Source organism: Niveispirillum sp. KHB5.9, from assembly GCF_048066115.1.
In the GTDB taxonomy this organism is placed as follows: domain Bacteria; phylum Pseudomonadota; class Alphaproteobacteria; order Azospirillales; family Azospirillaceae; genus Niveispirillum.
Map to the genome: position 1 here is coordinate 312,646 of NZ_JBLTYX010000003.1, position 13,254 is coordinate 325,899.

The 13,254-nt window shown below is 67.4% G+C and carries 15 protein-coding genes; 6 read left to right on the forward strand and 9 right to left on the reverse strand.

Going from position 1 to position 13,254, the window contains the following annotated elements; translation table 11 throughout:
* Positions 1-5: 5 nt before the first annotated feature.
* The 3 genes from ACM9HJ_RS08110 to ACM9HJ_RS08120 are packed head-to-tail and all read left to right on the forward strand — an operon-like array spanning position 6 to position 3,882.
* The gene (locus ACM9HJ_RS08110) at positions 6-2,732 is read left to right on the forward strand and encodes a DUF4118 domain-containing protein (RefSeq protein WP_416571202.1); all 2,727 of its coding nucleotides are present in this window, start codon (positions 6-8) and stop codon (positions 2,730-2,732) included.
* Positions 2,729-3,421 (forward strand): response regulator, encoded by a 693-nt coding sequence (locus ACM9HJ_RS08115; RefSeq protein WP_416571203.1) that lies wholly within the window; start codon positions 2,729-2,731, stop codon positions 3,419-3,421. The genes ACM9HJ_RS08110 and ACM9HJ_RS08115 overlap by 4 nt, the downstream gene beginning before the upstream one ends.
* A gap of 11 nt (positions 3,422-3,432) precedes the next feature.
* On the forward strand, positions 3,433-3,882 hold the full coding sequence (locus ACM9HJ_RS08120) for a DUF488 family protein (protein WP_416571204.1): 450 nt from the start codon (positions 3,433-3,435) through the stop codon (positions 3,880-3,882).
* Between the two features lie 20 nt (positions 3,883-3,902).
* On the opposite strand, the gene ACM9HJ_RS08125 is transcribed toward ACM9HJ_RS08120, so the two are convergent.
* Positions 3,903-4,403 carry an FxsA family protein gene (locus ACM9HJ_RS08125; protein ID WP_416571205.1) on the reverse strand — a complete coding sequence of 167 codons (501 nt, stop codon included), beginning with the start codon at positions 4,401-4,403 and terminating at the stop codon, positions 3,903-3,905.
* 138 nt (positions 4,404-4,541) lie between these two features.
* On the opposite strand from ACM9HJ_RS08125, the gene ACM9HJ_RS08130 reads away from it, so the two are divergent.
* Entirely contained in the window at positions 4,542-5,267 is a 726-nt protein-coding gene (locus tag ACM9HJ_RS08130; RefSeq protein ID WP_416571206.1) for a Tim44/TimA family putative adaptor protein, read from the forward strand.
* Positions 5,268-5,340: 73 nt separating this feature from the next.
* Positions 5,341-6,555, forward strand: coding sequence for a murein transglycosylase A (locus tag ACM9HJ_RS08135; protein ID WP_416571207.1), 1,215 nt, complete (start codon positions 5,341-5,343; stop codon positions 6,553-6,555).
* A gap of 155 nt (positions 6,556-6,710) precedes the next feature.
* Here the strand turns inward: ACM9HJ_RS08135 and ACM9HJ_RS08140 are convergent, their stop codons facing one another.
* The 8 genes from ACM9HJ_RS08140 to ACM9HJ_RS08175 all read right to left on the reverse strand — a co-directional run bounded on the left by ACM9HJ_RS08140 (position 6,711) and on the right by ACM9HJ_RS08175 (position 12,358).
* The gene (locus ACM9HJ_RS08140; RefSeq protein ID WP_416571208.1) at positions 6,711-7,502 is read right to left on the reverse strand and encodes a hypothetical protein; all 792 of its coding nucleotides are present in this window, start codon (positions 7,500-7,502) and stop codon (positions 6,711-6,713) included.
* A gap of 30 nt (positions 7,503-7,532) precedes the next feature.
* Complete coding sequence (gene ptsP / locus ACM9HJ_RS08145) at positions 7,533-9,332, reverse strand: phosphoenolpyruvate--protein phosphotransferase (RefSeq protein ID WP_416571209.1); 1,800 nt, start codon at positions 9,330-9,332, stop codon at positions 7,533-7,535.
* Between the two features lie 27 nt (positions 9,333-9,359).
* Complete coding sequence (locus tag ACM9HJ_RS08150; protein ID WP_416571210.1) at positions 9,360-9,653, reverse strand: HPr family phosphocarrier protein; 294 nt, start codon at positions 9,651-9,653, stop codon at positions 9,360-9,362.
* Between the two features lie 30 nt (positions 9,654-9,683).
* Positions 9,684-10,088, reverse strand: a complete 405-nt coding sequence (locus ACM9HJ_RS08155; RefSeq protein ID WP_416571211.1) for a PTS sugar transporter subunit IIA — start codon at positions 10,086-10,088, stop codon at positions 9,684-9,686.
* The gene (gene rapZ / locus ACM9HJ_RS08160; RefSeq protein WP_416571212.1) at positions 10,085-11,020 is read right to left on the reverse strand and encodes an RNase adapter RapZ; all 936 of its coding nucleotides are present in this window, start codon (positions 11,018-11,020) and stop codon (positions 10,085-10,087) included. The genes ACM9HJ_RS08155 and rapZ overlap by 4 nt, the downstream gene beginning before the upstream one ends.
* Positions 11,017-11,499, reverse strand: coding sequence for an HPr kinase/phosphorylase (locus ACM9HJ_RS08165; protein WP_416571213.1), 483 nt, complete (start codon positions 11,497-11,499; stop codon positions 11,017-11,019). The genes rapZ and ACM9HJ_RS08165 overlap by 4 nt, the downstream gene beginning before the upstream one ends.
* A 155-nt stretch (positions 11,500-11,654) precedes the next feature.
* On the reverse strand, positions 11,655-12,059 hold the full coding sequence (locus tag ACM9HJ_RS08170; protein WP_416571214.1) for a type II toxin-antitoxin system VapC family toxin: 405 nt from the start codon (positions 12,057-12,059) through the stop codon (positions 11,655-11,657).
* A complete protein-coding gene (locus ACM9HJ_RS08175; RefSeq protein WP_416571215.1) occupies positions 12,059-12,358 on the reverse strand; it encodes a type II toxin-antitoxin system Phd/YefM family antitoxin in 300 nt (99 codons plus the stop codon). Before ACM9HJ_RS08175 ends, ACM9HJ_RS08170 begins: the two co-directional genes overlap by 1 nt.
* A gap of 84 nt (positions 12,359-12,442) precedes the next feature.
* Between ACM9HJ_RS08175 and ACM9HJ_RS08180 the strand changes: the two genes are divergently transcribed.
* Positions 12,443-13,243: a TSUP family transporter gene (locus ACM9HJ_RS08180; RefSeq protein WP_416571216.1), complete on the forward strand. Its 801-nt coding sequence runs from the start codon at positions 12,443-12,445 to the stop codon at positions 13,241-13,243.
* Positions 13,244-13,254: the final 11 nt, after the last annotated feature.

The following is a 13,254-nucleotide window of genomic DNA, read 5'->3' on the forward strand; positions in this document are numbered from 1 at the left end:
TATCCATGTCATCCGATCCGGCCCGTCCGTCCCCCGACGCCCTGTTGCAGGCGGCGACGGCCGAACGGCGCGGCAAGCTGAAAATCTTCCTGGGCGCCGCCCCCGGTGTCGGCAAAACCTATGAGATGCTGCGCACCGCCCATGCCATGAAGGCGGAGGGGGTGGATGTCGTTGTCGGCGTGGTGGAAACCCATGGGCGGGCGGAGACCGAGGCGATGCTGGCGGGGATGGAAATCTTCCCCCGCAAGGCCCTGTCCTATCGCGGTCAGGACTTGGCTGAGATGGACCTGGACGGGCTGATCGCGCGGCGACCCAAGGTGGTGCTGGTCGATGAGCTGGCCCATACCAACGCGCCTGGCAGCCGCCACGCCAAACGCCATTCGGATGTGGAGGAGTTGCGCGAGGCCGGGATCGACGTGCTGACCACCCTGAACGTCCAGCATGTGGAAAGCCTGAACGATGTCGTGGCCCGCATCACCCGGATAAGGGTGCGCGAGACGGTGCCCGACCAGGTGATCGATGGCGCGGACGAGGTGGAGGTGATCGACCTGACCCCGTCCGACCTGATCAAGCGGCTGGGTGAGGGCAAGGTCTATGTCCGCGATCAGGCGCAAAGGGCGCTTAAGCATTATTTCTCGCCCGGCAACCTGACGGCGCTGCGCGAGCTGGCGTTGCGGCGGACGGCGCAGCGCGTGGACGACCAGATGGTCACCTATATGCGCAGCCACGCCATCGCCGGGCCCTGGGCGGCGGGGGACCGGTTGCTGGTCTGCATCTCCGACGATCCATCGACGCTGGGGCTGGTCCGCCATGCCAAGCGGATGGCCGACCGGTTGAAGGCGCCGTTCACGGCGGTCTATGTGGAAACCGCCCGCCACCAGCGCCTGGACGAGGCCGACCGCGACCGGGTGGCCGATGCGCTGCGCCTGGCCGAACAGTTGGGCGGTGAGGCGCTGACCCTGCCGGGCCGCACGGTGACCGACGCGCTGGTCAATTTCGCGCACGCCAACAACATCACCCAGATCATCATCGGCAAGTCGCAGCGCTCCCGCTGGTTCGAGATGCTGAACGGGTCGGTGGTGCATGATCTGCTGCGCCGGGCCAAGGGCATTTCGGTGCATGTCATCGCCGGCGAACAGGCTGATCCCGACAGCAATGCCGCCAAGCGCGTGACGACAAGGCCGGAGAGCCGGCCCGCCGATATCAAGGCCTATCTGGCCGGCCTGCTGTTCACGGGCGTGGCGCTGGGGGCCGGTATCCTGGTCGATGAATGGCTGGGCGTGCAGAATATCAGCCTGGTCTTCCTGATGGCCGTGCTGGGCAGCGCCGTGCTGCACGGGTTTCTGCCGTCCCTGTTCACTGCCGTGCTGGCGGTGGCGGCCTATAATTTCTTCTTCCTGCCGCCGCTCTACACCTTCTCCATCGGCGATCCTGGCAATATCTGGTCGCTGGGTTTCTTCATGGCCGCCGCCATGCTGACCAGCCGCCTGACGGCGCGGGTGCGCGAACAGGCTGCCATTGCCCAGGCCCGCGCCCGCACCACCGCGCAGCTGTCGGCCTTCGCCCGCAAGCTGGCCGGGATCGGCGACATGGACGATCTGCTGTGGGCGGCCAGCCACCAGATCGCCCTGATGCTGAAGCTGCGCGTGGTCCTGCTGCTGCCGGCGGAGGAGGATCGGGCCGCCAGCCTGTATCCCGCCTCTGCCTACCCGCCCGACGACCAGATATCGCCCGCCGACCATGCCGCCGCCGTCTGGGCATTCGAGAATGGCAAGCCGGCGGGGCGGGGGGCGGCCACCCTGCCGGGCACGCAGCGCCTGTACCTGCCGCTGCGCACCGACCGGGCCACCGTGGCCGTGGCCGGGATCGGCAATGATGATGCCGGCGGCGGCGGCCTGCTGACGCCCGATGACCGACGGCTGCTGGATGCGCTGCTGGATCAGGCGGCGGTGGCGATCGAGCGGGTGAAGCTGGTCCGCGCCATCGACCAGGCCAAGCTGGAAAGCGAGACGGAGCGGCTGCGCTCCGCCATGCTGACCTCGCTCTCCCACGATCTGCGCACGCCCCTGGCCGCCATCATCGGCACGGTGACGGGCCTGAAATCCGGTATCGGCCGCATGGCGCCGGACGAGACGGCGGAGATGCTGGATACGTTGCATGGGGAGGCCGAGCGCATGGGCCGCTTCGTGCGCAACCTGCTGGACATGACGCGGTTGGAGGCCGGCGCGCTGGATCTGAAGCGGGAGCCCATCGATCTGGCCGATGTGGTGTCCGGGGCGGTGAAGCGGGCAGGGCCGATCCTGTCCGGCCACATGATCGATATCCGCATGCCCGGTGACCTGCCCCTGGTGCGGGGCGATCACCTGTTGCTGGAACAGGCCCTGTTCAACCTGTTGGACAATGCCGGCAAATACGCGCCGCGCGGCACCGCCGTGCGCGTGCAGGCCCTGCGCGAGGCCGCGCATGTGAAGCTGCGGGTGGAGGATCAGGGGCCGGGCATTCCGGAGGAGGCGCGGACCCAGGTCTTCGACAAGTTCTTCCGGGTGGAGGCGCGCGACCATCGCACCGCCGGCACCGGCTTGGGCCTTGCCATCGCCCGCGGTTTCGTGGAAGCCATGGGGGGCACGCTGTCGGTCCATGACCGGCCCGATGGCGGGCCGGGCGCCTGCTTCGAGCTGACATTGGCCATCGACCCGCGCGGCGATGGATTGATCGGGAGCGAACAGCCATGACGCGACCTCATCGCCTGCTGGTCGTGGAGGATGAGGTGGCGATCCGCCGCCTGCTGAAGACCATCATCACGCCGGAAGGGTGGGAAATGGTGGAAGCGACCAATGCCGCCGAGGCGTTGAACGTGGCGCGTCAGGCCCTGCCGGAACTGATCCTGCTCGATCTGGGCCTGCCCGATCTGGACGGTCTGGACCTGATCCCCGCTCTGAAGCGGGAACGGCCGGTGCCGCTGATCGTGCTGTCGTCGCGCGACCGGGAGCAGGACAAGGTCCTGGCGCTGGATTTGGGCGCCGATGATTACGTCACCAAGCCGTTCAGCGCCGGCGAGCTGATGGCCCGCATCCGCACGGCCCAGCGCCACGCCATCCAGCAGGTGGGCGGGCGGCCCCTGCTGGCGGTGGGCAATCTGGAGATCGACATGGTCAACCGCCATGTGCAGAAGGCGGGAAAGCGCCTGCATTTGTCGCCCACGGAATTCGACCTGCTGCGCCTTCTGGCCCAGCATGCCGGCCGCATCCTGACCCATGCCCAGATATTGAAGGAGGTCTGGGGACCGGCCAAGGTGGAGGAAGTGCAGTATCTGCGCGTCTATATCCGCCAACTGCGCCAGAAGATTGAGGATGACCCGAATGCGCCGGTGTTTGTGCTGACGGAGCCGGGCATCGGGTACCGGTTCGCGGATGCGGGGTAGGGAGCAGTGCCATGATCCTGCACACAATCGGCTATGAAGGCGCTTCCCAGGGCGCGGTGATCGCTTCCTTGAAGGCGTCGGGCGTGCGGTTGCTGCTGGATGTGCGGGAACTGCCATCGTCCCGCCGGGCCGGCTTCTCCAAGTCCCCCCTGCGCGCCAGCCTGGAGGCGGAAGGGATCGACTATCTGCACCTGAAGAAGCTGGGCACACCCAAGGAAGGGCGGCTGGCCAACCGCGCGGGGCGGATGGATGATTTCTGGTCGATCGTAGAGGAAGGTCTGGCAAGGCCGGAGGCGCAGTATGAACTGGCGCTGGCCGGTTCGCTGTCGCTGGAAAAGCCCGCCTGCCTGCTGTGTTTCGAGGCGGACCATACGCATTGCCACCGGTTGGAGGTGGCCAACCGGCTGGTCACGGCACACGGGTTCGACGTAAACCATCTGCGCCCCGATCCAGGCTTTTAGGTCGGGAACGCGCGACTTACTCAAACACCCGGCGGACGCCACTTGCTGTCCGGGGGCGGCAGATCGCCCGCCGTCTCGCCGGCTTCCGGCTTCGACACATCTTCATACTCGACATCGATCACCGGCCGGGCACCCGTGGGGCCGGGGCGGGAGCGGACGGTCTGGCCGTTGACCTGCATGAAGATGGTCATGCGGGCCAGCAGGGCGGCGCGCACCGGCGGCAGAAACAGAATCAGGGCCAGGATGTCGGTGATGAAGCCGGGCACCAGGAACAGCACGGCCGAAAACGCCGTGCACAGCCCGTTGAACATCTGGCGCATGGGTTCCGTTTCGCCCGTGCGCAGGCCGACCTGGGCGCGGCGCACGCTTTCCAGGCCGGTGCGCTGCAACAGCAGCACGCCGACGACCCCGGACAGCAGCACCAGCAGCACCGTGTTCAACGCTCCGATCTGCGCGCCAACCCAGGCGAATCCGGCAATCTCCAGTAGGGGAAGCAGCAGCAACGGAAGAAGGAAACGCATGGCTGTCCTTGCTCTTTACCGATTGAGAGCCTATCTAACGGACAGGCTTTCATAAATTAACGCCCCGGCGGTCCGATGACGAGGGATCATTCCCCGCATCAGATGTGTTGATGACCGACCGGGTTGCCAAGGGCAGAAATGGGTGATGCGATGGGTGGCGGCTCCGTCTGGCTGGAAATCCTGATTTTCGCGATGGTGGCGGCTTTCTTCGTCTACCGTCTGCGCAATGTGCTGGGTCGCAAGCATGGGGAGGAGCAGGAACGCCCCAACCCGTTCGCCCAGCGCGACAATAACGGCGCCACCGGTCCCACCACCACCCGCACGCCCGATACCGACAATGTCATCCAGCTGCCGTCGCGCGGTCCGGCCACGGATATGCCCGACCTGCCGGATGCGTCCGGCGGCCCCGTCTCCCTGGAAGACGGCCTGCGCCTGATCCGCGCGGCTGATGCGAATTTCAACGAGCGCACCTTCCTGCAGGGCGCGAAGGCCGCGTTCGAGATGATCGTGAAGGCCTTTGCCGAGGGCGATACGCCGACCTTGCGCCCGCTGCTGGCCGACGATGTCTATGACCGGTTCGCCGCCGCCATTCGCGAGCGTCAAGCGGCGGGAGAGACGCTGGAAAGCCGCATCCATGGCTTCGAATCGGTCGATCTGTCGGCCGCGCGCATGGATGGCCGCACGGCGCATTGCACCGTCACCTTCACCACCCGCCAGACCCATGTCACCCGCGATGCCCAGGGCAATGTCGTGGATGGTGACGAGGGCAAGCCGGAAGAAGTGACGGATATCTGGACCTTCAGCCGCAACACCCGCGCCAGCGATCCCAACTGGCATCTGTCCGAAACCCGCAGCGGCGGTTGATGCCGTCCGTTGCCGGCCTTTCACGGGCGCCCCTCGTCGGGCGCCCTTTTCATATCCGACCCATGGAATGCCCATGCGCCGCAACAAGACCGCCCGCCTCGCCGCCCTTCTCGCCTTCGGCCTGCTGGCCGGCTGCGCCCAGCAGGGGACCAAGCCGCCGGCGGCCACGGTGCCGGAAGTGGAGAAGTCCGCCGCCCGCCTGACCCTGCGCCCGGCCAGCTTCGCCGAGCTGCCGGGCTGGGGTGTGGACCGGCAGGCCGATGCCCTGCCGGCGCTGCTGAAATCCTGTGACCGGCTGGTCAAGCAACCGGCGGACCGGACGCTGGGGCCCAACGGCATGATGGGCCGCATCGGTGACTGGATGGCCCCTTGTGCCGCGATCACCAAACTGCCGGTCGGCGATCATGTCGCCCTGCGCCGGACGGTGGAAAGCCTGTTCCAGCCCTGGGCCGCCGGTGACAATGGCAATGAGGACGGGCTGTTCACCGGCTATTACGAGAGCGCCCTGCGCGGGTCCTTGAAGAAACAGGGCAAATACCAGACCCCGCTTTATAAGCGGCCGGCCGATCTGGTGATGGTGGACCTGGGGGAGTTCCGCCCCAACCTGAAGGGGGAGCGTATCGCCGGCCGTGTCGTCGACGGGCAGTTGAAGCCCTATGCCGACCGCAAGGCGATCGAAGCCGGGGCGTTGAACGGCAAGGGGCTGGAACTGCTCTATGTCGATGATCCGGTCGATGCCTTCTTCCTGCAGATCCAGGGATCGGGCCGCATCACCCTGCCCGACGGGAGCCAGATGCGCGTCGGTTATGACGGGCAGAACGGCCAGCCCTATTTCGCCATCGGGCGGGAACTGGTGGCGCGTGGCGCGCTGCTGAAGGAGGATGTGTCCATGCAGTCCATCCGTGCCTGGCTGGAGGCCAATCCGGCCAAGGCGGCGGAGGTGATGAATGTGAACCCGTCCTTCGTCTTCTTCCGCAAGCTGGAGGGGGAGGGGCCGCTGGGCGCCCAGGGTGTGGCGCTGACGCCGGGCCGGTCGCTGGCTGTGGACCGCAGCTTCATCGCCTATGGCGTGCCGATGTGGCTGGATGCCGAGGACCCGGTGCAGGCCGGCGCCCGTGTGCGCCGGCTGCTGGTGGCCCAGGATACGGGTGGCGCCATCCGTGGCCCGGTACGCGGCGACGTATTCTGGGGGCACGGGCCGGAAGCCGAACATCGCGCCGGCTTGATGAAGTCCGCCGGCCGTTACTGGCTCCTGCTGCCCAAGGGTGTCGCCCCACCGGTTTCGTAACGCTTGTTCCCAGTGTGATCGTACCGATCACTGGGCCTCAGTCGCCGGCGCCCACATCCGTGGGCTTTGGCTACGCGGCACGTGCCGCGCGGCGGCGGTCGCCGCCGTGACCGCAATCCCAATGAGATGAAATCATTGGGATTGCGGTCGTAGGCTTACCACGCCGTCTCCTCGATCACCGGTCCATTCGGGCAGGCGCTGTCACGCAGCGTCACATCGATGCGTCCGTTGGCCGCCGATAGCAGATAATCCGACCTTGTCCGGGCACCCTGCTCACCACAGGCGCGGCGGGTCACGGTCGCCGGCCCCCCCTGGTCGCGCAGGGTCATCCAGGCGCGTGCGCCCATCACCAGCGTCCGGTCCGGCCGGCCGGCGGATCGCAGGAAACCCAGCCGGTCGATCCCCGCCGGCAGGCCGATGGCGGCATAGAGCGGCTTGCCCTGCGGTTCGGCATCGGTCTGCAACAGGAATTCCACCGCCCGCCCGTCGCGGTCATAATCGCCGAAGCGCATCACGGACAGGGGCGGGCGCTGTTCGGCGGCGGATACGAACCGCCCCTCATCCTCCAGCCAGCGTTCATATTCATTGTCGGGTGCCGCACGGCGCGGCAGCACGGACAGGCCGGCCTCCACCGTTGCCGTGGCTTTCTCGAAGGCGGGGCCGGGATCGAACCGGTCGATGACCGTGCCGTCGCGCATCCGGCGCAGCGACAGCCGGCCCGTCTCCCGCGCGGCCAGACTGGCGCAGGGTGCAGTCATGGCCATTTCCGGGCTGACCGCCTCGCAGAAATCGCGCACCGGGCCGGTCCAGACCAGTTGCCAGACCTCCTCCCGTCCATCCAGGGTCAGGCGCTGTTCCTCGCGCACCGTTTCCGGCTCTGATGGCAGGGCCAGGGCCGCAGGGGCGGCCAGCAGCAGGGCGGACAGGGCCAGGACATTGCGCAGCATGGGTACCTCCCAGGGATGGGCCCTTCCCTTTTACCCCAACGCTTCGTTGAAATCATCCAGCAGGGCGGCGATGCGGCCGCCATCGGTCTGCGACATGATCATGCCGGCACGGCGCTTGGCCTCCACCAGGTCCATGCCGCGCACCCGGCGCTTGACCAAGGGCAGGTTGCCGGGCGCCATGGACAACTCACGCACGCCCAGGCCCAGCAGCACGGCGGCATAGCGCGGATCGCCCGCCATTTCGCCGCAGACCGATACGGGGATGCCGGCCCGTCCCGCCGCCTCCAGTGTGAACTGCACCAGCCGCAGCACGGCCGGGTGCAGCGGGTCGTAGAGATAGGCCACCTGTTCATCGCCGCGGTCGATGGCCAGCGTGTACTGGATCAGGTCGTTGGTGCCGATGGCGAAGAAATCGGACACGGCCGACAAGGCGTCGGCGGCCAGGGCGGCACCGGGAATTTCGATCATCGCACCCAGGGGGGGCAGCGGATCGGCGATCGTGTGCCCCCGGCGCAGCAGGCGGCGGGCCACGGCGCGCATCAGCTCGCGCACCTTGCGCATCTCCGACGGGTTGCTGATCATCGGCACCAGGATGCGCAGGGGCCCGTGGGCGCCTGCACGCAGCATCGCCGCCAGCTGCGTTTCCAGCAGCTTGGGTTCCTTCAGGCCCAGGCGGATGGCACGCAGGCCCAGCGCCGGGTTGGCCGGGGTGGCGAACCGGTCGGCCAAAGCACCGGCCAGTTTTTCACCGCCCACATCCAGGGTGCGCGCGGTGACCGGCCTGCCCTCCATGGCGATCACCAGGTCGCGCAGCACCTGGTACTGCTCCTCCTCCCCCGGCAGGTCGTCGCGGTTCATATACATGAACTCGGTGCGCAGCAGGCCGACGCCGGCCGCCCCCGCCTCGCGCGCGCCGTCCAGCTCACGCGGGAGTTCCAGATTGGCGCACAGCGTCACGTCGGTGCCGTCGCGGGTGATGGCGGGCAGGCCGGCCAATGCCTTCAGCTGCTCCCGCTCCGCCCGCCACAGGGCCTGGCGCTGGCGGTAATCAGCCAGGACATCGTCGGACGGGTTGATCAGCACGCGGCCGGCGCGCCCGTCGACCACGACGATGTCGCCCGTCTCCACGCCTTGCAGCAATCCGGCGGAACCCAGCACGGCCGGCAGGCCCAGCGACCGGGCCATGATGGCCGTATGCCCCTCCGCCCCGCCCAGCACGGTGGCAAAGCCGCCGATGCGGCGCGGGTCCAGCAGGGCCGTGTCGGCCGGCGACAGTTCCTCCGCCAGGATGATGGCGCCGGCGGGCAGGCGGGAGAAGGCCTGATAGGGCGTTTCCATAAGGTTGCGGATCAGGCGGCGCCCGACCTCGCGCACATCATCGACACGGGCCGACAGGTACGCATCGTCCATGGCGGCGAAGCTCTGCGCCAGGACCGCGATCTCCTGCTGCACCGCCGATTCGGCGTTCAGCCGTTCCGTGCGGATACGCTTTTCCACGCCGCGGATCAGGCGCGACCCGGACAGCATGGCTTGGTGCGCCTCCAAGAGCGTGGCCACGTCGGCGGCGGCATCGGTGGGCAGGGTGCCGGCCTTGGATTTCAGCTTGCCCAACTGGCGGCGCGCCTTGTCCACCGCGATGTGGAAGCGGGCCACCTCCTCATCCACCGCACTGTCGGCCACGGAATATTCCGGCACCTGGATGGCGCCCGCCTCCATGACATGGGCGGGACCGATGGCGATGCCGGGCGACACGCCCAGGCCACGCAGCATGCGCTCGGCCGTGGCTGTTTCCCCCGCGCCATCGCGGGGCGGGTGCTGTCGCAGCGTCATGGCGGGCACTCCCCAAAAGGTGTTTTTTTAGTCTTCGCCGAACTTGTCATCGACCAGGGCGGTCAGCGCGTCCAGCGCCTCACGGGCCTGGGGCCCGGCCGCTCTTATATCGATGGTGGTGTCGATGCTGGCCGCCAGCATCATCAGCCCCATGATCGACACGCCCGACACGATATTGTCGGCACGCTCCACCTCCACCTGCGCATCATAGTCGCCGGCCAGCCGCACGAACTTCGCCGCCGCACGGGCATGCAGGCCGCGCTTGTTGCGGATGGTGACCGTGCGCGACAGGGCGCCGGGGGGCAGGATGCTTTCGCTCATCAGGGGACCGGGGGCAGGGGTTGAGAGGGCTCAGCTGTCCGACAGCAGGGCGGAGGCGACGTTGATATATTTGCGCCCCGCCTCCTGCGCGGCATTCACCACGGCCTTCAGGTCGGCGCCGGTCTTGCGGACCGATGCCAGCTTGATCAGCATGGGCAGGTTCATGCCGGCGATCACCTCCACCCGGGCGCGGTCCATGATGGAGATGGCCAGGTTGGACGGCGTGCCGCCGAACATGTCGGTCAGCACCACGACCCCGTCGCCCGCATCGCATTTGGCGACGTCGGCCAGGATGTCGTTGCGGCGCTGTTCCATGTCATCCTCGGGCCCGATGCAGACCGCGCAGACTTGGCTCTGCGGACCCACCACATGTTCCATGGCGGCGATGAACTCCACGGCGAGATTGCCGTGGGTAACAAGGACCAGGCCGATCATGCGCTTTCCCTCAGGTTCGTGCCGGCCGCCGCCCTGTCCTCGGGGACGGGTGCAGCCTGCTCCTTGCGGTCGAGGTCGCGATGCGCCTCGCCCACCTTGTATCCGCGCTCCCGAAGCCAGAGGGCCAGGTTGCGGGTGATGAAGACCGACCGGTGGCGACCGCCGGAGCAGCCGATGGCGATGGTCAGGTAATGCTTGCCCTCCCGCACATAGCGGGGCAGCAAGGGTTCCAGCAGCCGCGTCAGGTTGCCGAAGAACTCGTTATAATCCGGATCGCGGGTGATGTAGTCCGCCACCGCCTGGTCCAGCCCGGTCAGGGGGCGCAGCTGCGTATCCCAATGCGGATTGTCCAGGAAGCGCACGTCGAAGACCAGATCGGCCTCACGCGGCACACCATGGCGATAGGCGAAGCTGGTGCAGAAGATGGACAGGCCGGGCCCGCCTTCCAGCCGGAACAGGCCGGTCAGGTGGCGGCGCGTGTCATGAACGGAGAAATTGGTGGTATCCACCACCTCGTCCGCCGCGTCGCGCAGCGGCTGCGTCAGCACGCGTTCGGTGGCGATGCCGTCCAGCACCGGCCGGTCGGCGGCCAGCGGGTGGGGCCGGCGCGTCTCCGTATAGCGGCGCTGCAAGGCGTCGGCATGGGCATCCATGAACAGCAGCCGGACGCGCAAATCCGGCCGGTCGCGCAGGCGTGCGATCTCCGCCAGCAGCTGCTGGGCGTTGAAGTCGCGGGTGCGGCTGTCGATGCCGATGACCAGCGGCCGGTCGTGCGGCTGGCTGACCAGGGGCTGCAACAGCGACAGGCGCAGATTGTCCACCGCCTCGTAGCCCAGATCCTCCAGGCTTTTCATGGCCGTGGACAGGCCGCTGCCGGACATGCCCGTAGCGACCACGACGGGCAGGCGGCCGTCAGGACCCAGCGCGGTCATGCCCGGCCTCCGGTGGCGGTCGCCGCCAGACGACCCCACGCATCCTCGCCCGGCACCAGCGGCCAGCCGCGCGACAGGGCGGCCATGGCCAGGCGCAGCTTGGCTGAGGTGGAGGCGTGGAACGGGTTCAGGATGATGCGGGGCAGGGCGACGCCGGCGATGATCTCGAATCCCGGATGCGGCAGGCGCTCCGCGTCCTCTCCCAGGTCAACGATCAGGGAAAGGGGGGCAGCTTCGACGGATGGGACGGGCAGCACGCCCAGACCGCGCACCTCCATCAGGCCGGAAATCGCCTGCGGGCAGCGGGCCAGCAGCCCGCCCCTGCCATCTGGCATCAGGTCGACACGGTCGTCGGCAACCAGCCGCGCGCCGTCATCGACAAGGCGCAGGGCCAGATCGGACTTGCCCACCCCCGACGGGCCCCGCAGCAGCAGGGCCAGACCGTCGATGGCGACACAGCTTGCATGTATCTGGACCATGATCACCAACAGACGGGATCAGGAACCAGGGCGGGAAACATTCCGCCGCCCATCCGTCCCATGTTCCGGCATCCCGGCCATCCCCTCAGCCCCCGAGATCGAGTGGAACAATCTTCTTAGCAAACGCGGAAGCGGGGGGCGAGGGTAATCGGTGGTCATGCGGATAGCAGCCGCACGCCGGCGTATGCCGCCGCCTTGGCCAATTCCTTGTCCAGCGTGGCCAGTGGCAGCCCTTCCCGTATCGCCAGTTCCAGGTAGGCAGCGTCATAGCCGGTCAGGCGGTGCTGGCGGGCAAGTGACAGGATGGCGCCATGATCGGCCGCATAATCTACACCGATCTCCAGTTCCCGAAGCAACGACAGGAAGCGTGCCGCGATGATCGCGCTTATACGCCCGCGCCGTTCATTCACAGCCATGATGTTCAATATCTCGAACCACCAGAGGGCGGGGACTATCGCCTCATCGCTGTTCAACCGTTCTAGAATCTTCTGCGCCAGCGGCAGCTTCTCGTCATCAAACGCCCAACTCGCAGCAACTGAGGCGTCGAGGATGAAGGGCATCAGCCACGCCGCCCTTCATGCCGGGCAGAGAGAAGCTCCTCCGCCGTTATGGGGCCATTCTCTCGGCCCAGCGCGCGCAGTTCCTCAATGGCTCGGCCCACTCGCTCGCGTCGTTGATCAGGCTCCGGCACCAGTCGGGCGATTCGGCGCCCATGCCGGGTGATGGCGACCGTCTCTCCCCGTTCCACTGCGTCAAGAATCTGAGAGAGTTGGGCTGTCGCTTCCGTGGACTGAAATTCACGCATGGTCCGCGTTCCTTCGGGTCGGTGCCCCATTTGTATGAATAAGCCTGGGCGCATTTGCCATACCGGTCAACCCCTTCCCCCCGGCCGCATCACCCCCTATCACTGTCACCGGTTCTCCTTCCGTGACAGGCCCCACCCGTGTCCGAGCTTCTGTCCACCGACATCCTGTTCTTCCTGGCCTTTGCCGCCCTGCTGGCCGGTTTCGTCGATGCCATCGCGGGCGGGGGCGGGCTGATCACCATTCCCGCCCTGCTGTCCACCGGCATCCCGCCAGCCGCCGCCTTGGCCACCAACAAGCTGCAGGGCAGTTTCGGCACGGCCATGGCCACCTTCACCTTCTGGCGGGCCGGACAGATCGAGCTGAAGCGGATGGCTTTCACCGTGGCCTGCGTCTTCGTCGGATCGGCGGCGGGGACCGTGGCGGTACAGGTGACGGGGACGGGGTTCCTGGTCACGGTGATCCCCCTGCTGCTGGTCGCCATCGCGCTCTATTTCCTGCTGAGCCCGCGCGTGGGCGATGTGGAGGCGCATGCGCGGATGAGCCTGCCGGCCTTCAGCCTGACGATCGGTTTCGCCATCGGCTTCTATGACGGGTTCTTCGGACCGGGGACGGGCAGCTTCTTTGCACTCGGCTGCGTGGCGCTGCTGGGCATGAACATGCGCCGGGCCACGGCCAACACCAAATTGCTGAACTTCACCAGCAATGTCGTCAGCCTGGGCGTGTTCGCGCTGGGCTGGCAGATCGTGTGGAAGGCCGGGTTGATCATGGCCCTGGCGCAGGTGATCGGCGCCTGGGCCGGCAGCCATGCCGCCATCCGGTTCGGGGCGAAGCTGGTGCGACCGCTGCTGGTCATTGTCTGTTTGGGTATGACCATCCGGTTGGTGGCGCAGCCCGACCACCCCCTATATGTTTTCATCCGCGACCTGTTCGCCGCCTGAGGGACCCTATG